Annotated in this window: 22 protein-coding genes and 1 other RNA gene; 5 read left to right on the top strand and 18 right to left on the bottom strand. The window is 63.8% G+C overall.

The features are described from left to right. Positions 1 to 90: 90 nt before the first annotated feature. Positions 91 to 1587, top strand: coding sequence for a sensor domain-containing diguanylate cyclase (locus Q6A48_RS12390; protein WP_304554388.1), 1497 nt, complete (start codon positions 91 to 93; stop codon positions 1585 to 1587). Positions 1588 to 1839: 252 nt separating this feature from the next. Here the strand turns inward: Q6A48_RS12390 and lpxC are convergent, their stop codons facing one another. The 18 genes from lpxC to rsmI all read right to left on the bottom strand — a co-directional run bounded on the left by lpxC (position 1840) and on the right by rsmI (position 21286). Further along, positions 1840 to 2751, bottom strand: a complete 912-nt coding sequence (lpxC, locus tag Q6A48_RS12385) for a UDP-3-O-acyl-N-acetylglucosamine deacetylase (RefSeq protein ID WP_030139673.1) — start codon at positions 2749 to 2751, stop codon at positions 1840 to 1842. Positions 2752 to 2863: 112 nt separating this feature from the next. Further along, entirely contained in the window at positions 2864 to 4057 is a 1194-nt protein-coding gene (ftsZ, locus tag Q6A48_RS12380; protein ID WP_047701346.1) for a cell division protein FtsZ, read from the bottom strand. Between the two features lie 100 nt (positions 4058 to 4157). After that, a complete protein-coding gene (gene ftsA / locus Q6A48_RS12375; protein ID WP_304554387.1) occupies positions 4158 to 5417 on the bottom strand; it encodes a cell division protein FtsA in 1260 nt (419 codons plus the stop codon). A gap of 15 nt (positions 5418 to 5432) precedes the next feature. Continuing rightward, a complete protein-coding gene (locus Q6A48_RS12370; protein ID WP_304554386.1) occupies positions 5433 to 6299 on the bottom strand; it encodes a cell division protein FtsQ/DivIB in 867 nt (288 codons plus the stop codon). A 3-nt stretch (positions 6300 to 6302) separates the two neighbouring features. Continuing rightward, positions 6303 to 7268 carry a D-alanine--D-alanine ligase gene (locus tag Q6A48_RS12365; RefSeq protein WP_304554385.1) on the bottom strand — a complete coding sequence of 322 codons (966 nt, stop codon included), beginning with the start codon at positions 7266 to 7268 and terminating at the stop codon, positions 6303 to 6305. Then, the gene (gene murC / locus Q6A48_RS12360) at positions 7265 to 8725 is read right to left on the bottom strand and encodes a UDP-N-acetylmuramate--L-alanine ligase (protein ID WP_042729559.1); all 1461 of its coding nucleotides are present in this window, start codon (positions 8723 to 8725) and stop codon (positions 7265 to 7267) included. The genes Q6A48_RS12365 and murC overlap by 4 nt, the downstream gene beginning before the upstream one ends. Beyond that, a complete protein-coding gene (gene murG / locus Q6A48_RS12355; protein WP_304554384.1) occupies positions 8718 to 9788 on the bottom strand; it encodes an undecaprenyldiphospho-muramoylpentapeptide beta-N-acetylglucosaminyltransferase in 1071 nt (356 codons plus the stop codon). Before murG ends, murC begins: the two co-directional genes overlap by 8 nt. Beyond that, positions 9778 to 10995 carry a putative lipid II flippase FtsW gene (gene ftsW, locus Q6A48_RS12350; protein WP_369811692.1) on the bottom strand — a complete coding sequence of 406 codons (1218 nt, stop codon included), beginning with the start codon at positions 10993 to 10995 and terminating at the stop codon, positions 9778 to 9780. Before ftsW ends, murG begins: the two co-directional genes overlap by 11 nt. After that, entirely contained in the window at positions 10992 to 12338 is a 1347-nt protein-coding gene (murD, locus tag Q6A48_RS12345) for a UDP-N-acetylmuramoyl-L-alanine--D-glutamate ligase (RefSeq protein ID WP_304554383.1), read from the bottom strand. Before murD ends, ftsW begins: the two co-directional genes overlap by 4 nt. A 5-nt stretch (positions 12339 to 12343) precedes the next feature. Continuing rightward, entirely contained in the window at positions 12344 to 13426 is a 1083-nt protein-coding gene (mraY, locus tag Q6A48_RS12340; protein ID WP_042729555.1) for a phospho-N-acetylmuramoyl-pentapeptide-transferase, read from the bottom strand. Continuing rightward, a complete protein-coding gene (locus Q6A48_RS12335; RefSeq protein WP_304554382.1) occupies positions 13426 to 14793 on the bottom strand; it encodes a UDP-N-acetylmuramoyl-tripeptide--D-alanyl-D-alanine ligase in 1368 nt (455 codons plus the stop codon). Before Q6A48_RS12335 ends, mraY begins: the two co-directional genes overlap by 1 nt. After that, a complete protein-coding gene (locus Q6A48_RS12330) occupies positions 14786 to 16249 on the bottom strand; it encodes a UDP-N-acetylmuramoyl-L-alanyl-D-glutamate--2,6-diaminopimelate ligase (RefSeq protein ID WP_304554381.1) in 1464 nt (487 codons plus the stop codon). The genes Q6A48_RS12335 and Q6A48_RS12330 overlap by 8 nt, the downstream gene beginning before the upstream one ends. Further along, positions 16249 to 17988: a peptidoglycan D,D-transpeptidase FtsI family protein gene (locus Q6A48_RS12325; RefSeq protein ID WP_304554465.1), complete on the bottom strand. Its 1740-nt coding sequence runs from the start codon at positions 17986 to 17988 to the stop codon at positions 16249 to 16251. Before Q6A48_RS12325 ends, Q6A48_RS12330 begins: the two co-directional genes overlap by 1 nt. Then, a complete protein-coding gene (gene ftsL, locus Q6A48_RS12320; RefSeq protein ID WP_018930128.1) occupies positions 17988 to 18281 on the bottom strand; it encodes a cell division protein FtsL in 294 nt (97 codons plus the stop codon). The genes Q6A48_RS12325 and ftsL overlap by 1 nt, the downstream gene beginning before the upstream one ends. Further along, positions 18278 to 19225 (bottom strand): 16S rRNA (cytosine(1402)-N(4))-methyltransferase RsmH, encoded by a 948-nt coding sequence (gene rsmH / locus Q6A48_RS12315; protein WP_304554380.1) that lies wholly within the window; start codon positions 19223 to 19225, stop codon positions 18278 to 18280. The genes ftsL and rsmH overlap by 4 nt, the downstream gene beginning before the upstream one ends. Continuing rightward, entirely contained in the window at positions 19222 to 19677 is a 456-nt protein-coding gene (gene mraZ / locus Q6A48_RS12310) for a division/cell wall cluster transcriptional repressor MraZ (protein ID WP_003205355.1), read from the bottom strand. The genes rsmH and mraZ overlap by 4 nt, the downstream gene beginning before the upstream one ends. 308 nt (positions 19678 to 19985) lie before the next feature. Next, positions 19986 to 20339: RNase P RNA component class A (gene rnpB, locus Q6A48_RS12305), an RNA gene on the bottom strand. Between the two features lie 74 nt (positions 20340 to 20413). Continuing rightward, positions 20414 to 21286 (bottom strand): 16S rRNA (cytidine(1402)-2'-O)-methyltransferase, encoded by an 873-nt coding sequence (gene rsmI, locus Q6A48_RS12300; protein WP_304554379.1) that lies wholly within the window; start codon positions 21284 to 21286, stop codon positions 20414 to 20416. Positions 21287 to 21524: 238 nt separating this feature from the next. Between rsmI and Q6A48_RS12295 the strand changes: the two genes are divergently transcribed. From Q6A48_RS12295 to Q6A48_RS12280, 4 genes are all read left to right on the top strand, one after another. Further along, entirely contained in the window at positions 21525 to 23336 is a 1812-nt protein-coding gene (locus tag Q6A48_RS12295) for a penicillin-binding protein activator (RefSeq protein WP_304554378.1), read from the top strand. Next, positions 23336 to 23698 (top strand): YraN family protein, encoded by a 363-nt coding sequence (locus Q6A48_RS12290; protein ID WP_304554377.1) that lies wholly within the window; start codon positions 23336 to 23338, stop codon positions 23696 to 23698. Before Q6A48_RS12295 ends, Q6A48_RS12290 begins: the two co-directional genes overlap by 1 nt. Before the next feature lie 112 nt (positions 23699 to 23810). After that, positions 23811 to 24404 carry a phosphoheptose isomerase gene (locus tag Q6A48_RS12285; RefSeq protein ID WP_042729547.1) on the top strand — a complete coding sequence of 198 codons (594 nt, stop codon included), beginning with the start codon at positions 23811 to 23813 and terminating at the stop codon, positions 24402 to 24404. Continuing rightward, complete coding sequence (locus Q6A48_RS12280; protein WP_304554376.1) at positions 24401 to 24979, top strand: BON domain-containing protein; 579 nt, start codon at positions 24401 to 24403, stop codon at positions 24977 to 24979. Before Q6A48_RS12285 ends, Q6A48_RS12280 begins: the two co-directional genes overlap by 4 nt. Positions 24980 to 25710: the final 731 nt, after the last annotated feature.

Genomic DNA, 25710 nt, shown 5'->3' with positions numbered 1-25710 from the left:
CAATCAGCAAAAGGCCAGCATCCGCTCCGTTGGCCAGCCGCGTGCCCTTTGGGATGGATCCCCGCCACAGACCATGCAGACATTGGAACCATGAGCACGAGCAGTGCGATACCCGGCAATACCCTGTTTTCGATACGCTCGGAACGGGCCCTCGTTTTCGCCAGCTCGCTGGTGGTCACCGCCATCCTGGCCATCGTGACGTTCCTGCTGATTCGCGAACACACCAGCGCACAACTGGCCGCAACGCGTGCGGCCAGCAACATCGTGCAACTGATCGATGCCGACGTGCTGCGCAACGTCGAACTCTACGACCTATCGCTGCAAGGCTTGATCGCCACTGCCAAGCGCGATGACCTCGTCGGGGTGTCGCCGGCGATTCGTCACCTGGCCCTGTTCGACCGTGCCACCGCCGCCCCCTACAAAGGCGACATCCTGCTGCTCGACAAGCGCGGCGACGTGATCGCCGACTCCGCCTCGGTCACGCCGCGCCAGGGCAACTACGCCGACCGGGAGTATTTCCGCGCCCACCTCGAGGACCCGAGCCTAGGCATGATGATCAGCCGCCCGTTTCGCTCAAGGAGCGCCGCCCAGGATTGGCGCATCAGCTTCAGCTATCGATTGAACGACGAACAGGGTGGGTTCATGGGCGTGGCCGAGGCCGCGATGCGCTTGAACTACTTCAGCCAGTTGTTCAAGAGCCTGAACATCGGCCATGGCGGTACGGTGAACCTGGTCAGCCGCGACGGGATTCTGCTGGCCCAGGAACCGCCCCTGGCCGACGACATGATCGGCAAGGACTTCAGCAACCGGCCGAATTTCGTGCGCATCCTCAAGGAAGGCAACGGCAGTTTCACCAGCGTGTCCAGCGTCGACCAGACCACGCGCCTGTACACCTTTTCCCAAGTGGGCAACTTGCCCTTGATTGTTGTGGTCGCGCTGTCTTCCCACGAAGTCTTCGCCTCGTGGAAACGCACGGCGTTGATGGTCAGCGGCGCGACCGGCGCATTGTGCATCGCGCTGCTCTGGCTCACCTGGTTGCTGCGCCGCGAATTGAGGCGCCGCCACCGGGCGGAGCGAAACCTGGAGCAACTGGCGTCGATCGATGCCCTCACCGGCCTGGCCAACCGTCGGGCCCTGGACGTGAAGCTGCAACAGGAATGGCTGCGCTCCCAGCGCTCGGGCCAGCCGCTGTCGATCATGATGATCGATGCCGACCACTTCAAGGCCTACAACGATCGCCACGGTCATCAGGGCGGTGACGAAGCGCTGCGGGCCTTGGCGCGGCTCATCAATGAACACGTACGCCGCCCCGCCGACCTCGCCGCGCGCTACGGCGGCGAAGAGTTCGCGGTCGTGGTGCCGGAAACCGCCACCGCCGGCGCCTTCTCCATGGCCCAGAACATTCGCCAGGCGGTGGAACAACTGCCCCCTGCCGTTCCAGGAGACGCCCCGATGACCGTCAGCATCGGCATCGCCACGTGGGCAAAAGGGCCGTATGGCAACCTCGAACAACTGCTGGTCGCCGCTGACAAGGCGCTGTACCAGGCCAAGGCCAGCGGGCGCAACCGGGTCGTTTGCGCCATGTAGCACCCCATCGCCGCAGGGCCGCTCCTTGTGGCGAGGGGATTTATCCCCGTTGGGCTGCGAAGCGGCCCTAAACCCTGACCACGCGCTGCATCAGATAGATTGAGTTGATTGCCTTGGGCCTGCTGCGCAGTCCAGCGGGGATAAATCCCCTCGCCACAAAAGCGGTCGCCACAGACGCTCCCCCCGGATAAATGACCCGCCATAAAAAAAGGCCACCCGAAGGCAGCCTTTAAAAACTAGAGAGGTTTTTGCCTACACGGCCGCGACAGGGCGCATGTAGGAGATTGGTGCGGTGCTGGCGTCTTCGAACGTCACGACTTCCCAAGCATCTTTCTGCTCAATCAACTTGCGCAGCAGCTGGTTGTTCAGTGCGTGGCCGGACTTGAAGCCCTTGAACTCACCAATCAGGCTATTGCCCAGCAGGTAGAGGTCGCCGATTGCATCGAGGATCTTGTGCTTGACGAATTCGTCTTCATAACGAAGGCCATCTTCGTTCAACACGCCATCGGAATCGACCACGATCGCGTTTTCCACGCTGCCGCCGAGTGCGAGGTTGTGCTTGCGCAGGTACTCGATGTCACTCATGAAACCAAAGGTACGGGCGCGGCTGACTTCCTTCACGAACGAAGTGCTGGAAAAGTCCACGCTTGCACTCTGGGTGCGGTCACGGAAAACCGGGTGATCGAAATCGATCTCGAAGCTCACCTTGAAACCTTCGAAAGGGACGAAAGTGGCGCGCTTGTCGCCGTCTTCCACCGTCACTTCCCGCAGGATGCGGATGAACTTCTTGGCTGCGTCCTGCTCTTCCAGGCCAGCCGATTGAATCAGGAATACGAAGGGTCCGGCGCTGCCATCCATGATCGGGACTTCGGACGCGGAGAGCTCGACGTAGGCGTTATCGATGCCCAGGCCAGCCATGGCCGAGAGCAAATGCTCCACCGTATCCACCTTGGTGTCACCGTTGACCAATGTGGTCGACATGGTGGTTTCACCAACGTTTTCCGCGCGAGCAGGAATCTGCACCACAGGGTCGAGGTCGGCACGACAAAACACGATGCCGGTATCGACAGGCGCGGGCTTGAGGGTCAGGTAGACCTTCTCGCCGGAGTGCAGACCGACACCTGTGGCACGGATAATATTCTTCAGGGTGCGTTGTTTAATCATGGCATGGGCCGCTTCAGCGCAAATTGCGAACTGGTATCAACAAAGGCTGGCGATGATAGCAGACCAGACCTTTGCTGAACACCAATCACCCGTATCCCCCTGATACATTTCATCAATCGGCCTGACGACGCAGGAATGCCGGGATGTCCAGGTAATCCAGATCGTCTTGCGGATTCATCTTCGCGGCAGTCGCGGCACCGGCCTGGGCCTGGTTGCGCATGACGGTCGGACGGTCCAGGTCACGGTAGTTCACCGCAGGCTGTTCCTGACGAACGGGGGCCTGTTGCTGTGGCTGGGAGGCCATGGTGGTCTGGACGGTGTTGTCGATCACCTTCATCGGCTTCTCGATTTTCGCGCCCAGGCCGGTGGCAACCACGGTCACGTGCAGCTCGTCGCGCATGTCCGGATCGATCACCGTGCCGACCTTGACCATGGCGTGGTCGGAGGCGAAGGCTTCGATGATGCTACCCACGTCGGAGTACTCGCCCAGGGACAGGTCGGGACCGGCGGTGATGTTCACCAGGATGCCGCGGGCGCCCTGCAGGTTGACGTCTTCGAGCAGCGGGTTGCGGATGGCCGCTTCGGTGGCTTCGCGTGCACGGTTCGGACCGCTGGCGCAGCCAGTGCCCATCATCGCCATGCCCATTTCGGACATCACGGTGCGTACGTCGGCGAAGTCGACGTTGATCATGCCTGGACGCTTGATGATGTCGGAGATACCGCGAACGGCACCGGCCAGTACGTCGTCGGCCTTGGCGAACGCCGACAGCAGGCTGGCATCTTTACCCAGGATGGTCAGCAGTTTCTCGTTGGGGATGGTGATCAACGAGTCGACGCTGTCGCTCAGCGCGCGGATGCCTTCGTCGGCGATCTGCATGCGCTTGCGGCCTTCGAACGGGAACGGACGGGTCACCACGGCGACGGTGAGGATGCCCATTTCCTTGGCCACTTCGGCAATGATCGGGGCTGCACCGGTACCGGTACCGCCGCCCATGCCGGTGGTGATGAACACCATGTTGGTGCCCGCCAGGACTTCAGCGATGCGCTCGCGGTCTTCCAGGGCAGCCTGACGGCCAACCTCGGGATTCGCGCCGGCACCCAGGCCCTTGGTCACGCCGGTGCCCAGTTGCAGGATGGTCCGCGCGCCAATGTTCTTCAGCGCTTGAGCATCGGTGTTGGCGCAGATGAATTCGACGCCTTCGATGTTGCTCTTGACCATGTGGTTGACAGCGTTGCCGCCGCCACCGCCGACACCGATTACCTTGATAACCGGGCTAGCGGGGATGTTGTCTACGAGTTCGAACATTTTCCCTCTCCTTTCATTCTCTAGTTTTTTCGCCTACTGCGTTTGCTGCCGTCTTCCGGAGCCGGGCCTGAAACCCGTCCCCTGAAGCTTGAAACCTGAATCAGAAATTGCCTTTTACCCAAGCCTGCAAGCGCTCCAGGAGCGGTGCCTTCGGCTCGTCGTTGCTGTAGCTGTCGCGGCTGCCGATGCCCGAGAACGAGATGCCATCGGACTGTTTCTGCAGGCCGTACATCAGCAGGCCCACGCCGGTGGAATAGATCGGGTTGCGCACCACGTCATCCAGGCCCTTGACGCCATGGGGCACGCCCAGGCGCACCGGCATGTGGAAGATTTCCTCGGCCAGTTCGACCGCACCTTCCATCTTCGATGTCCCGCCGGTCAGCACGATGCCGGCCGGGATCAGGTCTTCGTAGCCGCTGCGGCGCAGTTCGGCCTGGATCAGTGTGAACAGTTCGTCGTAGCGCGGCTCGACCACTTCGGCCAGGGCCTGGCGGGACAGCTCGCGCGGCGGACGGTCGCCGACGCTTGGCACCTTGATGGTTTCACCGGCGCCGGCCAGTTTCGCCAGGGCGCAGGCGTAGCGAATCTTGATTTCCTCGGCGTACTGGGTCGGGGTGCGCAACGCCATGGCGATGTCGTTGGTCACCTGGTCGCCGGCAATCGGGATCACCGCGGTGTGGCGGATGGCGCCTTCGGTGAAGATCGCGATGTCGGTGGTGCCGCCACCGATGTCCACCAGGCACACGCCCAGCTCTTTTTCGTCGTCGGTCAGCACCGAGTAGGCCGAGGCCAGTTGCTCGAGGATGATGTCGTCGATTTCCAGGCCGCAACGGCGCACGCATTTCTCGATGTTCTGCGCCGCATTCACCGCGCAGGTGACCACGTGGACCTTGGCTTCCAGGCGCACGCCGGACATGCCCAGGGGCTCGCGGACGCCTTCCTGGTTATCGATCACGTAGTCCTGCGGCAGGGTGTGCAGCACCCGCTGGTCGGCCGGGATCGCCACGGCCTGGGCCGCGTCGAGCACGCGCTCGAGGTCGGCGGAGCTGACTTCACGATCACGAATCGCGACGATGCCGTGGGAGTTCAGGCTGCGGATGTGATTGCCCGCCACGCCGACGAACGCCGAGTGGATCCGGCAACCGGCCATCAGCTGCGCTTCCTCGATGGCGCGCTGGATCGATTGCACGGTGGACTCGATGTTCACCACCACGCCTTTCTTCAAGCCACGGGACGGGTGGGTACCGATCCCGACGATGACCAGCGTGCCGTCGTCCGCGACCTCGCCTACCAGCGCTACCACCTTGGAAGTGCCGATATCCAGACCGACGATCATTTTTCCGCTTTGCACGTTTGCCATGGGTCCTGCCTCTTCTTAATTCTTCGCGACGGCGGGTTCGGCCGTCGTCGGCGCTACCGGTTCCCGCCAGCCAACAGCGAGGCCGTTGGCGTAGCGCAGATCGATGCGCGCAATGTTCGTAATCTGTTCTTTGAGCGTCTTGTCATAGATGGCAATGAAGCGGCGCATCTTTTCCACCAGGTTGCCGCGACCGAGCAGCAGCTCGATGCCCGGCCCCGAGCTGCCCGCGCCCGTGGTCAGGAACCAGCTGCCGCGCTCACGCAACTCCAGGCGTGCGATGGAGAAGCCCAGCGGCCGCAACATCTGGCTCAACACCTGGTACTGCTGCATCACTTGCTGCTGGGCCCTTTGTGGACCGAACAGCTGGGGCAAATGTTCATAGTTGGCCAATTCCCGCGGCGTGAACGCCTGGCCCTGGTTGTTCAGCAGCGACTCGTCGCCCCAACGGGCCACCGGCAGCTGTTCTTCCAGGCGGATCGACACCTGGTCGGGCCACACGCGCCGGACTTCGGCATGGGCGATCCAGGGCATCTGCTCCAGTTCCGTGCGCATGCCCGCCAGGTCGATGGTGAAGAAGCTCGACGCCACGAACGGCGCGATCCGCTGCTGCACCGCCTGCTGGCTGATGTAGCTCAGGTCGCCCTGGACGTTGATCCGGGCGATCGGCCGGTCCGCATACGGCAACAGCCGCTGCGCCCCTTCGTACGTACCAAACCCCAGCACCACCAGCAGCACCGGCCAGAACAGGCTCTTGAGAAAACCAAAGTTGGCTTTCGGCAAGCGCGCCGACATCGGCTCCTTGGCCACCATGCGGCTGGCACCCCGCGGCACCGGCTTGCGACCGGGTGCGGATGGCTGATGACGAAGCGATGCGCCTTGCATGGCTTAACCTCTTGGCTCTTGCGGGCCGACACTGGCCGCCAGGATCGACAGCACCAGTTGCTGGAAATCCAGGCCGGCGGCACGGGCCGCCATCGGGACCAGGCTGTGATCGGTCATGCCGGGCGCGGTGTTGACTTCCAGGAACCAGAACCGCCCATCGGCGTCCTGCATCACGTCCGCCCGGCCCCAGCCGGCGATACCCAGCGCCTCACAGGCCTTGGCCGTGAGGTCCATCAGTTCTTTTTCCTTGGCGTTGTCCAGCCCGCAGGGAATGCGGTACTGGGTGTCGTTGGCGACGTACTTGGCGTCGTAGTCGTAGAACGTGTGCGGTGTGCCCAGCGCAATCGGCGGCAACACCTGGTCACGCAGGGTGGCGATGGTGAACTCGGGACCGGCGATCCACTGTTCGACCAACACTTGCGAATCGTAGGCGCTGGCGTCTTTCCATGCCGCGGTCAACTCAGGCAGCGAATTCACTTTCGCCATGCCGATACTTGAACCTTCATGAGCCGGTTTGACGATCAGGGGGAAGCCCAGTTCCGTGGCCGCCGAAATACAATCGGCCTCGCTCGCCAGCACCGCATGACGTGGCGTCGGAATGCCGAGGCTGTGCCAGACCTGCTTGGTGCGCAGTTTGTCCATCGCCAGGGCCGAAGCGAGGATGCCGCTGCCGGTGTAGGGGATGCCCAGGCACTCGAGCAGGCCCTGCATGCTGCCGTCTTCACCGCCGCGACCGTGGAGGATGATGAATGCGCGGTCGATCTTTTCGCTCAGCAGGCGTTGCAGGAAGTCATCGCCCACGTCGATGCCGAACGCGTCGACGCCGCCGCTTTGCAGGGCTTGCAGCACGGCGTTGCCGGACTTGAGGGACACCTCGCGCTCGGCGCTCTTGCCGCCGAACAGCACGGCGACGCGGCCGAAGGCTTTCGGATCGAGGGTCGAGACCAGGTTGGCGTAGGCAGCAGTCATTTCAGTTTCCCCTCGCTGGAGGCCACGATGGCTCCGGCGAATAACGGACTTTTCAACAGTTTCGGGGCCAGGCCTCCGATGTCACCGGCGCCCTGGCACAGCAGGATGTCCCCGGCACGCAGCAGCGGCTTGACCAGCGGCGCGAGGTCCACGCCGCGCTCGATGTAGATCGGGTCCAACTGGCCGCGCTGGCGGATGCTGTGGCACAGCTGGCGGCTGTCGGCCCCCGGGATCGGCTCTTCGCCGGCCGGATAGACTTCCATCAGCAGCAACACGTTGGCGTCGGTGAGCACCTGGACGAAATCGTCGTACAGGTCGCGGGTACGGCTGTAGCGGTGCGGCTGGTAGACCATCACCAGGCGGCGTTCCGGCCAGCCACCGCGCACGGCCTTGATCACCGCCGCGACTTCGGTCGGGTGGTGACCGTAGTCGTCCACCAGCATCACGTTGCCGCCGTCCACCGGCAGTTCGCCGTACACCTGGAAGCGCCGCCCCACGCCCTGGAACCCGGACAGGCCCTGGACGATGGCTTCATCGCTGACGCCTTCGTCGGTGGCGATGCAAATGGTGGCCAGGGAATTGAGCACATTGTGGTTGCCCGGCATGTTCACCGAGACATCCAGCGGCTCACGGTCCGGGCGCAGCACGGTGAAAAAGGTTTGCATGCCCTGCTGGCGCACGTTGATGGCGCGCACGTCGGCTTCTTCGCTGAACCCGTAGGTGACGGTCGGACGCTTGATCAGCGGCAGGATTTCCCGCACCACCGGATCGTCCAGGCACACCACCGCCAGCCCGTAGAACGGCAGGTTGTGCAGGAACTCGACGAAGGTTTTCTTCAACTTGTTGAAGTCGCCGTCGTAGGTCGCCATGTGGTCGGCGTCGATATTGGTCACCACCGCCACCAGCGGTTGCAGGTGCAGGAAGCTGGCGTCGCTTTCGTCGGCTTCGGCGATCAGGTAGCGGCTGGTGCCCAGCTGGGCATTGGTGCCCGCGGCATTCAGGCGACCGCCGATGACGAAGGTCGGGTCCAGGCCGCCGGCAGCGAACACCGAAGCGATCAGGCTGGTGGTGGTGGTCTTGCCGTGGGTCCCGGCGACGGCGATGCCGTGGCGGTAGCGCATCAGCTCGGCGAGCATCTCGGCACGCGGCACCACGGGAATACGCCGTTCCAGGGCGGTGGCGACTTCCGGGTTGGAGGTGTTCACGGCACTGGATACCACCAGCACGTCGGCGTTGGCGGCGTTCTCGGCGCGGTGGCCGATAAAGATCTGGGCGCCGAAGGTTTCCAGGCGCTCGGTCACCGGGGACGCCTTCAGGTCGGAACCGGAGACCTGGTAGCCCAGGTTCAGCAATACCTCGGCGATCCCGCACATGCCCACGCCGCCGATACCGACGAAGTGAATGCGGCGGATGCGGCGCATTTCCGGTTGTGGCATCGCTTTGCGATTCTCAACCATGGGCCACCTCCAGGCAGGTGTCGACCACTTGGGCCGTGGCATCGGGTTTGGCCAGGCGGCGCGCGGCGCGGGCCATGTCTTCTAGTCGTTGCGGCTGCATCAAAACCTCTGTCAGGCGGGCGGCAAGATCCGCGGCGCCAGTCGTTCTTTGCGGCATCAGGAAGGCAGCGCCTTCACGGGCCAAATAATCGGCGTTGCGGGTCTGGTGGTCATCGATGGCGTGGGGCAAGGGCACCAGCATCGAGGGCAGACCGGCGGCAGCCAGTTCGCTGATGGTCAACGCGCCTGCGCGGCAGATCACCAGGTCGGCCCAGCCATAGGCTTGGGCCATGTCTTTGATGAACGGCTGCACCTGCGCCTCGACGCCAGCGGCGCGGTAGCGCTCGGCAGTCACTTCATCGTGGTTTTTGCCGGCCTGGTGAAACACTTCCGGACGCAGGTCGGGGGCGACCTGGGACAAGGCTTCGGGCAGCAGTTTGTTCAACGGCTCGGCCCCCAGGCTTCCGCCCAGGACCAGCAAGCGCGCCTTGCGTCCAGCCAGGGCTGGGCGCGGTGTATCGAGAAACAGCTCGGTACGCACCGGATTCCCGGTGGTGCGGCGGCTGCCCGACAGGGTAAAGGTGTCGGGAAACGCTTCACAGACCCGGGCGGCCAACGGCACCAGTAACCGATTGGCGGTACCGGCCACGGCGTTCTGCTCGTGAACGATCACCGGCACGCCGGCCAGTTTGGCCGCGACGCCTCCGGGGCCGGTCACATAACCGCCAAACCCGACCACGCAGACCGGCCGCAACCGACGAATGATCGCCCGCGCCTGCCAGACCGACTTGAGCAGCATCAGCGGCGCCTTGAGCAACGACAACTTGCCCTTGCCCCGCAGGCCGCTGGCGTTGATCCGGTGCAGCTCCAGGCCAGCGCCGGGCACCAGTTCGTTCTCGATGCCCCGTGGCGTGCCCAGCCAGTGCACGGTGTAGCCGCGCGCCTGGAACTCGCGTGCGCAGGCCAGCGCCGGGAAAACATGCCCGCCGGTACCGCCCGCCATGATCAGCACGTTAGCGCCCATGGGTCGGCTCCTCGGCGAAGTCACTCTCGTGGAACTCCATCTCTTCGCTGCCCAGGTGGGTCCGGCTCTCCCATTCGATGCGCAGCAGCAAGCCCAGGCAGGCGCAGCAGATCACCAGGGAACTGCCGCCATAGCTGAGGAACGGCAGGGTCAGGCCCTTGGTCGGCAGCAGGCCGACGTTCACGCCGATGTTGATCAGGAACTGGCCGATCCACAGGAACGACAGGCCATACGCCACGTAGGCGGCAAAGAACTGCTTGGCTTTCTCGGCCCACAGGCCGATGTACATGCCGCGCACGCACACGAAGACGAACAGCGCCACGGTGCACAGCGAACCGACCACGCCCAGTTCTTCGGCGAGGACCGAGAACACGAAGTCGGTGTGGGCTTCCGGCAGGTAGAACTGCTTCTGCACGCTGTTGCCCAGGCCCACGCCCAGCCATTCGCCACGGCCAAAGGCGATCAGCGCCTGGGTCAATTGATAGCCGGAACCGAACTGGTCGGCCCACGGATCGGTGAAGGTAATCAGTCGCGCCATCCGGTAGGGCTGCGCCTGCACCAGCACGGTCACGGCCGCCACCGCCAGCGCCACCATCAGGATGAAGCGGAACAGCCCGACGCCGCCAAGGAACAACATCGCCGCCGCCGCGCCCATCATCACCACGGTGGCGCCGAAGTCCGGCTCCATCAACAGCAGGCCGGCCATCGGCAGCAACACGATGAATGGCTTGAAGAACCCCATCCAGCTCTCGCGCACTTCCTTTTGCCGACGCACCAGGTAACCGGCGAGGAAGAGCACCACGAAGACCTTGGCGATTTCCGAAGGCTGCACGTTGAAGAAGCTGAAGCCGATCCAGCGCATCGAACCGTTGACTTCGCGGCCAACGCCCGGCACCAGCACCATCACCAACAGGCCGAAGGCGCCCAGCAGCATCATCCAGCCCAAGCGTTGCCAGGTGGCGATCGGCACCATCATGGTGACCACGCACGCGCCGAGGCCGATCACCAGGTAAACCAGGTGGCGAATCATGTGGTAGAGCGTGTTGCCCGATTGCACCGCCGCCACTTCCGAGGAAGCCGAGGTGATCATCACCAGGCCCAGGCCCAGCAGGGCGAGGCAACCGGCGAGCATCGGGAAATCCAGGTCGATGCCACGCCCGGTGATCAGCGGCGACGGGTACGGCTTGATGACGTTCATCAGGCTCATGCCAAGTCCTCCACGGCCCGGGCGAACAACTGCCCGCGCTCTTCGTAGTTCTTGAACATGTCGAAACTGGCACAGGCCGGCGACAGCAGCACGGCGTCGCCCGCTTGCGCGAGGGCGCGGCACTGCTGCACCGCTTCGTCGAGGGAAGCGACGCGAACCAGCGGCACGGCGTCGCCGAGCGCCTGGGCGATCAATTCACGGTCGCGGCCCATCAGCACCACGGCGCGGCAGTTGGCCGCCACTGGATCGCGCAGGTCCTTGAAGTCGGCGCCCTTGCCGTCGCCACCGGCGATCAGCACGAGCCGGCCTTCGATGTCCGCCCCCAGCCCTTCGATCGCCGCCAGGGCGGCACCGACGTTGGTCGCCTTGGAATCGTTGTACCAGGCCACGCCATCCAGGTCGCGCACCCACTGGCAACGGTGCTCCAGCCCGGCGAAGGTGCGCAGGGCCGAGAGCATGGCGTCGAACGGCAGGCCGACGGCATGCCCGAGGGCCAGGGCGGCCAGGGCATTGGCCTGGTTATGGGCGCCGCGGATCTTGAGCTCGCGCACCGGCATCAGGTTCTGGAATTCGAAGGCCAGGTATTTCTCGCCGTTCTCTTCACGCAACCCGAAGCCTTTGAAATCCGGTACGCCCAGGCCGAACGACCAGCACGGCTGGCCTTCGCCGAGCAATGGACGGGTCAGGGCGTCCTGGCGGTTGAACACCACTTGCCGGGCACCGCGGAAGATCCGGTGCTTGGCCAGGTGATACGCCGGCAGGCCGCTGTAGCGGTCCATATGGTCTTCGCTGATGTTGAGCACGGTGGCCACTTCGGCGCCAAGATGGTCGGTGGTTTCGAGCTGGAAGCTGGACAGCTCCATCACGTACAGCTCGACGTCGTCGTTGAGCAGGTCCAGTGCCGGCGTACCGAGGTTGCCGCCCACGGCGACCCGCTTGCCGGCTGCCGCGGCCATTTCACCCACCAGGGTGGTCACGGTGCTTTTCGCATTGGAACCGCTGATGGCGATGATCGGCGCCTTGGCGTTGCGCGCGAACAACTCGATGTCACCGGACAGCTTCACCCCGCGGGCCGCGGCCGCTTGCAGGGCCGGGGTCGCCAGGGCCAGGCCGGGGCTCACGTAGAGCTCGTCGGCACGGCACAGGAACTCGACGTCCAGGTCGCCACAACGCACGTCCACCTGCGGATAGTCACGCCGTAGCGTGGCCAGTTCCGGTGGATTTTCCCGCGTATCGGCCACGGCGAACGACACGCCCCGGTTCGCCAGGAAGCGAACCAGGGACATGCCGCTCTTGCCGAGGCCGACAATGATGCGGAAGTGGTCGGAAGCGATCAGGGACACTCGTTCTACCTCAGTTTCAGGGTGGCAAGGCCGATCAGCACCAGGATCACGGTGATGATCCAGAAGCGGACGATCACGCGTGGCTCGGGCCAGCCCTTGAGTTCAAAGTGGTGGTGGATCGGCGCCATGCGGAATACGCGGCGGCCGGTCAATTTAAACGACGCCACCTGAATGACGACTGACAGGGTTTCCATCACGAACACCCCGCCCATGATGAACAGGACGATTTCCTGGCGGACGATGACGGCGATGGTGCCCAGGGCCGCGCCCAGGGCCAGCGCGCCGACGTCGCCCATGAAGACTTGCGCCGGATAGGTGTTGAACCACAGGAAGCCCAGCCCGGCACCGATCAGCGCGCCGCAGAACACGATGAGCTCGCCCGCCCCCGGTACATACGGGATCAACAGGTATTCGGCGAATTTCACGTTACCCGACAGGTAGCAGAAAATCCCCAGCGCGCCGCCGACCATCACCGTCGGCATGATCGCCAGGCCATCGAGGCCGTCGGTGAGGTTGACCGCGTTGCTCGAACCGACGATGACCAGGTAGGTCAGCACGATGAAGCCCGCGCCCAACGGAATGCTGTAGTCCTTGAGCATCGGCAGGATCAGGGTGGTTTCCACCGGCGAGGCGGCGGTCATGTACAGGAAGATCGCAGCGCCGAGGCCGAACACCGATTGCCAGAAATACTTCCAGCGGCTGGGCAACCCACGGGAATTCTTCTCGATGACCTTGCGGTAGTCGTCGACCCAGCCGATGGCACCGAAGAACAGGGTCACCAGCAGCACGACCCAGACGTAGCGGTTCGCCAGGTCGGCCCAGAGCAAGGTACTGATGCCGATGGACGACAGGATCAGCGCGCCGCCCATGGTCGGGGTGCCGGATTTGGACAGGTGCGATTGCGGGCCGTCGTTACGCACCGACTGGCCGATCTGCAGGTTCTGCAAGGTGCGGATCATCCACGGGCCCAGGAACAGCGACAACGACAACGCGGTCAGCACACCCAGGATCCCGCGCAGGGTCAGGTACTGGAAGACCGCGAAGCCTTTGTAGAACTGTTGCAGGTACTCCGCTAGCAGCAGCAGCATCAATGTTTCTCCATACGGGTGCCGCACAGCGCCGCGACGATGTTTTCCATCGCCGCGCTACGTGAGCCCTTGATCAATAAGGTGGTGTTCGGATCCTGCTCGGCGCCCAGCGCCTGGATCAACTCGGCCTGGCTGGTGAAATGCCGGGCGCCCTCGCCAAAGGCAGCAACCGCGTGGGCCATCAGCGGGCCGACGGCGTACAACGCATCGACCTTGCCGTGGGCATAGGCGCCCACGTCGTGGTGGCCTTGCTGCGCCCAATCGCCCAGCTCGCCGATATCCCCCAGCACCAGCACGGTACGGCCGGGGAAAGCGGCGAGAATATCCACCGCCGCGCACATGGACGTCGGGTTGGCGTTGTAGGTGTCGTCGATCACCCGCATGCCGTTGCTGGCCAATTGCGCGACACAACGGCCCTTGACCGGTTGCACGGCGTTGAGGCCGGCGACGATGCCTGGCAACGACACGCCCAGTGCATGGGCCGCCGCTGCCGCCGCCAGGGCGTTGGCAATGTTATGGGTGCCGAGCAGGTTCAACTGCACCCGCTCGGCCCCGTCGGGGCTGTGCAGGTTGAAGGCCGGGCAGCCTCGCGCATCGCGGTCGAGGTCGCTGGCGTAGAAGTTCGCCGCGAGGTTGCTCAGGGCAAAGGTCAGCACCTTGCGTTCGCCCGCACGGGTCTTCCAGATCTCGAAGGCCTTGTCGTCGAGATTCAGCACGGCGATGCCGTCGGCCTCCAGGCCTTCGATGATCTCGCCCTTGGCCTCGACGATCTTGTCCGGGCCGCCGAACTCGCCGACGTGGGCGGTCCCGGCGTTGTTGAGCACCGCCACGTGGGGCTTGGTCAGGCCGACGGTATAGGCAATTTCGCCGAGCCGCGAAGCGCCCAGCTCGATGACCGCGGCGGTGTGCTCCGGCGCCAGTTCGAGCAAGGTCAGCGGCACGCCGAGGTCATTGTTCAGGTTGCCCCGGGTCGCCAGCACCGGCCCACGGGTACGCAGGATGCTGGCCAGCATTTCCTTGACCGTGGTCTTGCCACTGGAGCCGGTGATGGCCGCGACGGGGTTGCCGTAGGCCGCGCGGTTCAGCGCGCCGAGTTGGCCCAGGGCCTGGCGCGTGTCGTCGACCTGCAATTGCGGCAGCGCACTGTCGGGCACTTCGCGCTCGACCAGTGCCGCCACCGCGCCTTTGGCCGCGACGTCGTTCAGGTAATCGTGGCCGTCGAAACGCGGACCGGCCAGGGCGACGAACAACTGGCCCGGCGCGATGGCGCGGCTGTCGATGCTGACGCCGTCGAAGGTGGCGTCCGCGGCGACGAGGCGCGCATTCAGGGTGTTGGTCAATTCGCTGAGCGTCAGGGCCTTAAGCATGGGCCACCTCCCACGCAGTCAGGGCATGATCGGCTTCCACCAGGTCGGAGAAAGCATGGCGCACGCCGTTGATTTCCTGATAGTCCTCGTGGCCCTTGCCGGCCAGCACGATCACGTCGTCCGCCGAAGCGCCGGCGATCAACTGGGCGATGGCCTGGCCGCGACCGGCGACGAAGGTGACGTTCTCCACCGCCGAGAAACCGGCCCGGATGTCGTCGAAGATCTGCGACGGGTCTTCGGTCCGCGGGTTGTCATCGGTGACCAGCACGCCATCGGCCAGTCGTTCCACCACCTCGGCCATCAACGGACGCTTGCCGCGATCGCGATCGCCGCCACAGCCGAACAGGCACAGCAACTTGCCCTTGGCGTGGGGGCGCAGGGCCATCAGGACTTTTTCCAGGGCGTCGGGGGTATGGGCGTAGTCGACCACCACCAGCGGTTGCGCGCCGCCACCCAGGCGTTGCATGCGTCCGGCCGGCCCTTCGAGCTTGGGCAGGACCTTGAGGATTTCGTCCAGCGCATAGTCCAGGCCCAACAAGGCGCCGATGGCGGCCAACACGTTGCTCAGGTTGAAGCGACCGAGCAGGGTGCTGCGCAAATGGTGTTCGCCCTGGGGCGTGACCAAGGTGGCGCGCACGCCTTCGTCATCGAACTCGGCCTGGCGGACATACAGGTAGGCACCGGCATCTTCCAGGCTGTAGGTAATCAGCCGGGACTCATGGGAGTCGGCGGCCAGTTGCCGACCGAAGGCATCGTCGAGGTTGATGACCCGGCATTTCAGGTCATTCCAAGCGAACAGCTTGGCCTTGGCCTCGCCATAGGCCTGCATGGTGCCGTGGTAATCCAGGTGGTCGCGGGACAGGTTGGTCAGCACGGCGACGTCGAATGCCAGCGCGCTCACGCGCCCTTGGTCCAGGCCATGGGACGACACTTCCATCGCCACGGCCTTGGCGCCGGCCTTCTTCAGGTCGGCCAGGGTCGCTTGCACGGCGATCGGGTTCGGCGTGGTGTGCAGGCCGCTTTCCAATGCGCCATGGAAACCGCTGCCCAAGGTTCCGACGATGCCGCAATGCTGGCCGAGCAGGTCCAGGGCCTGGGCCACCAATTGGCTCACGCTGGTCTTGCCGTTGGTACCGGTCACGCCAATCAGGTTCAGGTGCCGGCTCGGGTCGCCATAGAAACGCCCGGCGATGTCCGAGAGCTGCGCCGCCAGGCCCTTGACCGGAATCAGCGGAACGTCGGTGATCGGCAGCACGGTCGCGCCTTGCACTTCATAGGCCACGGCCGCCGCACCACGCGCCAGCGCGTCGGCGATGTGGGCACGGCCATCGAAACGGGCGCCCGGCACGGCCAGGAACAGGTCGCCAGCGCGGACATTGCGACTGTCCAGGGCCAGCTCGCGAATCAGCAGGTCATGGCCGGCGTGGGCAAAAATCTTGTTCAGGCTCAGGGACATCAGCCGCGCCCTCCTTCGGCTTTCAAGGGAACGACCGGTGCGGTACTGGCTTGCTGCGTCGGCGGCAGGTTATCCGGGGTGATGTTCATCAGGCGCAGGGTGCCGGACATCACTTTACTGAACACCGGCGCCGACACCAGGCCACCGAAGTAGCCGGCCTTGCTCGGTTCGTCGATGACCACGACGATGGCATAGCGCGGGTCGCTCATCGGGCCGAAACCGGCGAACAGCGAACGGTAGGAATTCTCGGCATAGCCCTTGGTGCCCACGGAGGTCTTGCGGGCCGTACCGGACTTGCCGGCGACATGGTACGCCGGCACCTGGGCGCGGAAGACGCCACGGGGCGCCTCGATCACTTGTTGCAGCATGCCCTGCATGGTTTTCGCGACGTTCTCCGGGATCACCTGGGTGGTCTGCGGCGGCTTGTCGGTCTTGATCAGGGTCAGCGGTGCGATGCGCCCATTGTTCGCCAGGGCGGAAAACGCGTGGACCAGTTGGATCGCCGTCACCGAAACGCCGTAGCCGTAGGACAACGTGGCCGTCTCGGCCTTGCGCCAGTCGCGGTAGTTCGGCAGGTTGCCGACGCGCTCGCCCGGGAAGCCCAGGCCGGTGTCCTGGCCTAGGCCGATCTTCTGCGCCAGGCGGTAGATCGTCTCGCCGCCGATGTCGAAGGCGATCTTGCTCATGCCCACGTTACTGGAGTTGATCAGGATACCGGTCAGGTCGAGCACCGGGCCTTCGGTCTTGGACACGTCACGAATGGTGTACTTGCCGATCTGCAGGGTGCCCGGGTACACCTCGACGGTGTCGCTCGGCTTCCACCGCCCGGTTTCCAGGGCGGCGGCCATCGACACGGCCTTCATGGTGGAGCCCGGTTCGAACACGTCGATCATCGCGCGGTTGCGCATCATCGCCGGCTGCAGGTTGCGACGGTTGTTCGGGTTGTAGGTCGGCTGGTTGACCATGGCCAGGATCTCGCCGGTCTTCACGTCCATGATCACCAGGCTGCCGGCCTTGGCCCCGTTCTCGACGATGGCGTTGCGCAGCTCGCGGTTGGCCAGGTATTGCAGGCGCAGGTCAATGGACAACGCCAAGGGCTTGCCGGCCTTGGCGTTCTTGGTGACCTGGACATCCTTGATCAGCCTGCCGCGCCGGTCCTTGATGACCTGGCGCTTGCCCGCGACCCCGGCGAGCCATTCGTCATAGGCCAGCTCGACACCTTCGCGGCCTCGGTCGTCGATGTCGGTAAAGCCGACCATGTGGGCAGTGACTTCACCGGCCGGGTAGAACCGCCGGAACTCTTCGATGCCATAGACGCCAGGCACCTTGAGGTCGAGCACGCTCTGGCCCTGCTCCGGGGTCAACCCGCGCACCAGGTAGATGAATTCCTTGTTGGCCTGGGCTTCGAGGCGTTCGGCCAGGGCTTTCGGATCCTGCCCGAGGGCAGCAGCCAGCGCTGGCCACTTTTCCTTGGCCAGTTGCATTTCCTTGGCGTTGGCCCACAGGGTGGTCACCGGGGTACTCACCGCCAGCGGCTCGCCGTTACGGTCGGTGATCAGGCCACGGTGGGCCGGGATCGGAATATGCCGCACGCTGCGGGCATCGCCCTGCCCCTTGAGGAAGTCACGATCGACCACCTGCAGGTCGATGATGCGCCAGGAAATCGCCGCCACCATGATCCCGAGCAGACCCAGGACCAGGCGGAACCGCCATGGGAACAATGCCCCTTCGAGCTTCATCATGGCGCCACCATCTGCACTTCGGCGGCGCCGGGGATGCGCATCTTCAGTTGTTCGGTGGCCAGTACCTCGATGCGGCTATGGGCGGTCCAGGTGCTCTGCTCCAGGATCAGGCGCCCCCACTCGGCCTGCGCCTTGTCGCGCACGCTGAGTTCGTTGTAGAGGGTATTGAGCAACTGGCGGTTCCAGTGCGCGCTGTAGGACACGCCGATGGCCGACACGAGCACGCCGATGAACAGCAGCAGCATGAAGAAGCTGCCGCCCGGCAGGGGCTTGGCGAAGAGCTTGCTCACCGCAATTTCTCCGCGACACGCATGACCGCGCTACGGGCACGGGGATTGGCCTTGAGCTCGGCTTCGGAGGCGAACTGCGCCTTGCCGTGGATCTTGATTTTCGGCACGAAGGCTTCGAAGCGCACCGGCAGGTTGCGCGGCAGGTTATCGGTCTCGCCCTTGGTGAGCTTGCGCATGAACAGCTTGACGATGCGGTCTTCCAGGGAATGGAAGCTGATCACCACCAGCCGGCCGCCGATCTCCAGCGCGTCGAGCGCTGCTTCGAGGCCGGCCTCGAGGTCGCCCAGTTCGTTGTTGACGTGGATGCGCAAGCCCTGGAACGCACGGGTCGCCGGGTTCTTGCCCTTCTCCCAGGCAGGGTTGGCAACCTTCAGCACCTCGGCCAGGTCGCCGGTGCGCTCGAATGGCTTGATGTCGCGGCGCTCGACCACGGCGCGGGCCATGCGGCCGGAGAAACGCTCCTCACCGTATTCCTTGAAGACACGGGCGATTTCTTCCACCGGGGCGGTGTTGACGAATTCGGCGGCGCTGATACCCCGGGACGGGTCCATGCGCATGTCCAGCGGACCGTCGTTGAGGAAACTGAAGCCGCGCTCCGGGTCATCCAGTTGCGGCGAGGACACGCCCAGGTCGAGCAGCACGCCACTGACCTTGCCGGCCAGGCCGCGCCCGGCGACTTCCTCGCCCAGCTCGGCAAAGCTGCGCTGCACAACGACAAAGCGGCCGTCTTCGGCCGCCAGCGCTTGCCCGGTGGCAATCGCTTGAGGATCCTTGTCGAACCCCAACAGGCGGCCACCCGGCCCCAGCAGGCTAAGAATGAGCCGGCTGTGCCCGCCGCGTCCGAACGTGCCGTCCAGATAGCAGCCATCAGGACGTACCGCGAGCGCCTCGACGGCCTCGTCAAGCAGTACGGTGATGTGGTTGAAGCCGCTATCAGTAGTCACAGGATCAGATCACGCAGTTCGTCGGGCATGGCGCCCGGTTGTTGAATAGCAGCGAGGTCGGCGGCAGAGACCGCATTCCAGGCATCTTCGTCCCACAGCTGGAACTTGTTCAGCTGGCCAACCAGCATCGCGCGCTTGTCCAACTTGGCGTATTCGCGCAGACGCGGTGGAACCAGGAAACGACCGCTGCCGTCGAGTTCGAGGTCGACGGCATTGCCGATCAGCAAACGCTGAAGCCGGCGATTTTCTTCACGCAGCGAGGGCAGTGCGCGCAGTTTGGTCTCGATGATTTCCCATTCATCCAGAGGGTAGACGCACAAACAGGGGTCAACGGCGTCGATCGTGACGATCAACTGCCCCGAACTTCGCGAAACGAGCTCGTCACGATACCGGCTCGGCATGGCGAGACGGCCTTTTGCATCGAGACTGATAGCGTTGGCTCCGCGAAACACGTCAGCGTTTCTCCACTTTTTGGCGTTTTACCTTCAAAAAAACCCACTTCATGCCACTTTCCGCCACTTGCGCACACTATAGGAATGCGCCCACCGCACCGTCAAGGCGCGGATTGCAGGAAAAGCCTTATAGATCGGAGATTTAGGAGCGTTTCAGAAGGGTTAACGGGAAACTGACGTAGGAATTTTCACCTCAACCTGAGCAGGCACAGGAGGCTGCGCGCACAAGTTAAAGTGATTTATTAAGAGTAAGATTTTTTTGGTCTTAGGAACTGCGTCTGCCAGTGATTCAGGCAGGAGGGGAAAAGGTGGAGAGTCGATCTGTAAGCCGGGTTCTGTCTTGAACAGTCATTCGTCTACGATGGCCATCACTGGACATCTTTAGCAACCTACCCGGTCCCAGCGCGGGCCACGCCTTGGGACCCTATTTGGTCTTGCTCCAAGTGGGGTTTACCTAGCCACGCACTGTTGCCAGACGTGCGGTGCGCTCTTACCGCACCTTTTCACCCTTACCGGCGCCGAAACGCTTAGGCGGTTATTTTCTGTGGCACTTTCCGTAGGCTCACGCCTCCCAGGCATTACCTGGCACTTCGCCCTATGGAGCCCGGACTTTCCTCCCCCCTTCAATTTTCATGAAGGGCAGCGACTGTCCGATCGACTCTCCGCCGCGAAGGGTAACGGTAGAGCGCCCGAAGAACAAGCGCTAAAAGCCTTTGGCCATCCCGACGCAGCGGTTTCATTGACCCTTCTGTTTGTCCAGCGCGACCTGGTACAACACATTCTTGCGCTCGCCGGTAATCTGCGCCGCGAGGGCAGCGGCACGCTTGAGCGGCATCTCCTCCAGCAGCAGGTCGAGGATGCGCATCGCTTCGCTGCTGACGGCGTCCTCGTTGTCCGGCGGCGTCCAGCCCGCCACCAGCACCACACACTCGCCGCGCTGCTGGTTGCTGTCGGCTTCGACGAAGGCGCGCAACTGCGCCAGGGGCAACCCCTTGAGGGTCTCGAACGTCTTGGTCAGCTCACGGGCCAGCAACGCCGGCCGCTCGGCACCGAACACCTGCTCCATGTCCTGCAGGCATTCCAGGATGCGGTGGGGCGCTTCATAGAAGATCAATGTGCGCGGCTCTTCCTTTATAGCGTCCAGGCGGGCGCGCCGACCCACCGCCTTGGCCGGCAGAAAGCCTTCGAAGATGAACCGGTCCGACGGCAGGCCCGCCGCCGACAATGCCGCAATCAAGGCACAGGCCCCCGGCACTGGCACCACGTTGACGCCGGCAGCCCGGGCCTGGCGCACCAGGTGATAGCCCGGATCGGATATCAGCGGCGTGCCCGCGTCGGAGATCAGTGCGACGTTATCGCCCGCCAACAGCCGGGTAATGAAACGACTGCCTTCATCTCGCTCGTTGTGTTCATGGCAGGCCGCCAATGGCGTGGAGATGCCGAAATGCTGCAGCAGGCGCTGGGAATGGCGCGTGTCTTCGGCTGCGATGAGCGCCACTTCCTGCAGGATCTTCAGCGCCCGGGCACTGATATCGTCCAGGTTGCCGATGGGCGTCGCCACCACATAAAGCGAGCCGGCAGCGGAATTCAAAGCACCTGGAGCAGTCAAAACGCACACCTCATGTCGGTAAAAACCGCCATTGTAGCGTGTAGCGACGGTCTCGGCTGTTCGCAGTACCTGGCGACCTGGGCAGCGCTGTTCGTTGGAAAGCTCAATGTCTGTCTTTTGTGCAGCACCGCACCCTTTGAAATACCTAAATTGATCGAATCACACCACTAACATCGCGCCCCGGCCAGTGCTTGGGTACAATTCGACGCTAATTTGATCTCGTATCAGGAACACTTACATGATCGCTTGCCTGCGGCTGTTCTCCGCCCTCTGCCTCGCTGCCCTCCTGGCGGCCTGCGCCAGCTCGCCCTCGTCCAGCCTTGGCGAACTTCCACGGACCCCGGACGCCAGTATCGAGCAGTTGCTCGAACAGGCCGCCCAGAGCAAAACGCCGGAAAAAGCCGCGCTGTTGCGCCTGAGCGCCGCCGACCTGGCCTACCGCCAGGGCAACGCCGGCCAGTCTGCACAGATCCTGCAGCAAGTTCCGATGGAACAACTCAAGCCCGGCCAGCAGATTTTCGCCAGCACGTTGTCGGCCGAACTGGCGATGACCCGCAACCAGCCCAAGGCCGCCCTGACGGCGCTGGGCCATCCAAGCCTGCAGCACCTGAGCGAAATGCCAGTGGAGCAACAGGTTCGCACCGGCACCGTCCGCGCCCGCGCCCTTGAGGCCGACGGCCAGACCCTGGCCGCCGCCAAGGAGCGCATCTTCATCGCGCCCCTGCTGGAGAACGACGCCGCGGCAAAGAACCACGAAGCCATCTGGTCGCTGATCGCCTCGCTACCCACCGACCAACTGCAACCGACGTCCAACGATGACCTCGGCGGCTGGCTGAGCCTGGCCCTGGCCGTGAAGACCGCCGGCACCCTGGAACAGCAGCAGGCGGCCATCGATCACTGGCGCGAACAGAATCCGAAGCACCCCGCCGCCCTTCAGCTGCCGACACCGCTGGTCAAGCTCAAGGCCCTGGCCAGCCAGCCGCTGAGCAAGATCGCCCTGCTGCTGCCGCAGAACGGCCCGCTGGCCTCGGTCGCCAAGGCGCTGCGCGAAGGTTTCCTGGCCGCCCATTACCAGGCCCAGCAAGCCGGCCAGAACCCGCCGAGCATCCAGCTGTATGACAGCTCCACCCTGACCTCCATGGACGAGTTCTACCGCAAGGCCCAGGCCGACGGCGTGCAACTGGTGGTCGGCCCGCTGGAAAAACCCCTGGTCAAGCAGATCAGCGCCCGTCCACAGCTGCCGATCACCACCCTGGCCCTGAACTACAGCGAAGGCGAGCAAGGGCCCGCCCAACTGTTCCAGTTCGGCCTGGCGCCCGAGGACGAAGCCCGCGAAGTGGCCCGCCGTGCCCGTGCCGACGGCCTGCATCGTGCCGCCGTCATGGTACCGAAGGGTGAATGGGGCGACCGCGTCCTGAAAGCCTTCAGCCAGGACTGGCAGGGCAACGGCGGCACCATCATCGCCACCGAACGCGTCGACCAGCCGGTGCAACTGGCCCAGCAGATCGCCGACATGTTCCAACTGCGCCAGAGCGAAAGCCGCGCCAAGAGCTTGCAGAACACCGTGGGCACCAACGTGGCCGCCCAGCCGTCCCGTCGCCAGGACATCGAATTCATCTTCCTGGCCTCGACGCCGCAGCAGGCCCAGCAGATCAAGCCGACCCTTAACTTCCAGTACGCCGGCGACGTACCGGTCTACGCGACCTCCCAGGTATTCAGCGCCAGCGGCGACCAGAACCAGTACAACGACATGAACGGCATTCGCTTCTGCGAAACCCCTTGGCTGCTCGACGCCAACGATCCATTGCGCAAGCAGGTCACCGCCCAGTGGCCGCAGGCCGGTGGCAGCCTGGGCCGGCTGTACGCGATGGGCGTGGACGCCTACCGCCTGGCACCTCGCCTGGGCCAGCTCAAGGCCTTGCCGGACAGCCGTATCGAAGGCCTGTCGGGCAGCCTGGCGGTGTCCCCGAGCCAACGCATTCAACGCCAGTTGCCTTGGGCCCAGTTCGTCAACGGCCAGGTACAGCGCCTGCCGGACACCCAGCGCTGATGCCCGACCGGTCACGCCAGCAAAGCGGACGGGATGCCGAGGGCCAGGCCCTCGCGCATCTCCAGCAACAGGGCCTGCGGCTGGTCGCGCAGAACTGGTTGTGCAAACGCGGCGAGCTTGATCTGGTCATGCTTGACGGCGATACAGTAGTATTCGTCGAAGTCCGCTACAGGAAAAATACCCAATGGGGTGGCGCGCTCGACAGCATCGACGCGCGCAAGCGCCAGAAGCTGGTCTTCGCCGCGCAGCACTTCCTGCAACGCGAATCCCGCTGGGCCGATTACCCCTGCCGCTTCGACGTGGTTGCCATCGACAGCGACGCCGACCAGCTGAACTGGCTGCAAAACGCTTTCGACAGCTGAACGTCGACGCCCATGACCAGCCGAGCCGGACACCTTCACTTAAATTTTTGCTCTTTGCTTTGCGGGCCGCACATGTTTGTGCCGATAAGCCGCGCTACTTAAGGTCACACAGATGGACATGCAATCGCGAATTCGCCAGCTTTTTCAGGCCAGTATCGACACCAAGCAACAGGCGATGGACGTACTTGCACCGCACATCGAGCAAGCCAGCCAAGTGATGGTCAACGCCCTGCTCAACGAGGGCAAGATGCTGTCGTGCGGCAACGGTGGCTCGGCCGGCGACGCCCAGCACTTCTCGTCCGAACTGCTCAACCGCTTCGAGCGCGAGCGTCCGAGCCTGCCGGCCATCGCGCTGACGACCGACAGCTCGACGATCACCTCGATCGCCAACGACTACAGCTACAACGAAGTCTTCTCCAAACAGATCCGCGCCCTGGGCCAACCTGGCGATGTGCTGCTGGCGATCTCCACCAGCGGCAACTCGGCCAACATTATTCAAGCGATCCAGGCCGCACATGATCGCGAAATGATTGTCGTAGCATTGACCGGGCGCGACGGCGGCGGCATGGCCTCGCTGCTCTTGCCTGAAGACGTCGAGATCCGCGTACCGGCGAAAGTCACCGCACGTATCCAGGAAGTCCACCTGCTGGCGATCCACTGTCTTTGCGACTTGATCGACAGCCAAATATTCGGGAGTGAAGAATGACCCCTAATCGCCTGGGCCTTCTGGCCCTGACCCTGTGCCTTGGCATCAGCGGCTGCACCTCGGTGGTTAACGCCAGCCGGGAAAAGCCGATCGAGGACGACCGTGGCACCCGCACTTTCGGCAGCAAGATCGATGACTCCCTGATCGAAACCAAGGTCGGCGTGAACATCGCCAAGGCCGACCCGGACCTGGACAACAACTCGCACATCGTCGTCACCAGCTTCAACGGCGTCGTGCTGCTGGCCGGCCAGACCCCACGGGCCGACCTCAAGGCCAAGGCCGAACAGGAAGCCAGCGCCGTGCAGCGGGTCAAGACCGTGCACAACGAATTGCAGGTCCTGCAACCGTCGTCGCTGCTGGCGCGCCAGAACGACGCCTGGCTGACCACCAAGATCAAGACCCAGATGCTGACCGACGCCAACATTCCCGGCTCGCGCATCAAGGTTGTGACGGAGAACGGCATCGTTTATCTGCTGGGCCTGCTGACCAAGCAGGAAGCCGCCCAGGCGACCAACCTGGTGCAGGGGGTTTCCGGGGTGCAGAAGATCGTCAAGTTGTTCGAGTATATTGACTGAGGGTTGTTGCGGCTCTTGATGCTGCGCTTGGCTGGAAAAAGCGGTGCTTCTTCATATGGGGGAGCGCCGTTTTTTATTGGTTGAGTTGGTGTGTATATCCGTTTCTTCGGTAACGGCTGCTTAGGGTTCCGCCCTGACGGCCGGCCTGTCTATCCCGGCTGCGCCAGAATTTCGCTGTGGGAGCAAAGCTTGCTCGCGATGACGGTGTCTCAGTCAGCCTCAATGCTACTTATCTGACGCAATTGCGAGCAGGCTCGCTCCATAATAGATCGGGGTACAGCCGGGAGAGATAGATTGGCTGCCAAGCCGCCTCGCGAGCAAGCTTTGCTCCCACAGGCGGATTCAGGAACAGCCTAAAAAGTCAGGCCGCCTCGCTCTGGCTCTGGCTCTGGCTCTGGCTTTGGCTTTGGCTTTGGCTTTGGCTTTTGATCTTGGGCGCCCCGTTAACCACAAGGGCCGAACGCAGGCGTTGCGCAGCGGGCATCCCGGCATGGATGCCGGGATAGCCGCGCTGGGCCATGGATGGCCCTTCGCGGCGGGCCCACGGAGCAATGCCGGAGTGAGGGAACACCGAGCCTTGGCGAGGTGCCCAGTGGAGGGGCAATGTACGGGACAACCACATGGGTTACAAAAAAGTGCATTCACATAGGTGACACTTTGATTGAAACATAGCCGTTTTTAGCGTCCCTGGCGTTGACGTGGCCTAGGATCACCGGACCAAAGATCACATT

The sequence above is a fragment of the Pseudomonas citrullilanati genome (genome assembly GCF_030580855.1).
Classification (GTDB): domain Bacteria; phylum Pseudomonadota; class Gammaproteobacteria; order Pseudomonadales; family Pseudomonadaceae; genus Aquipseudomonas; species Aquipseudomonas citrulli.
Note: the sequence above shows the minus strand (reverse complement) of the source record. Positions and strands in the feature narration are given on the sequence as shown.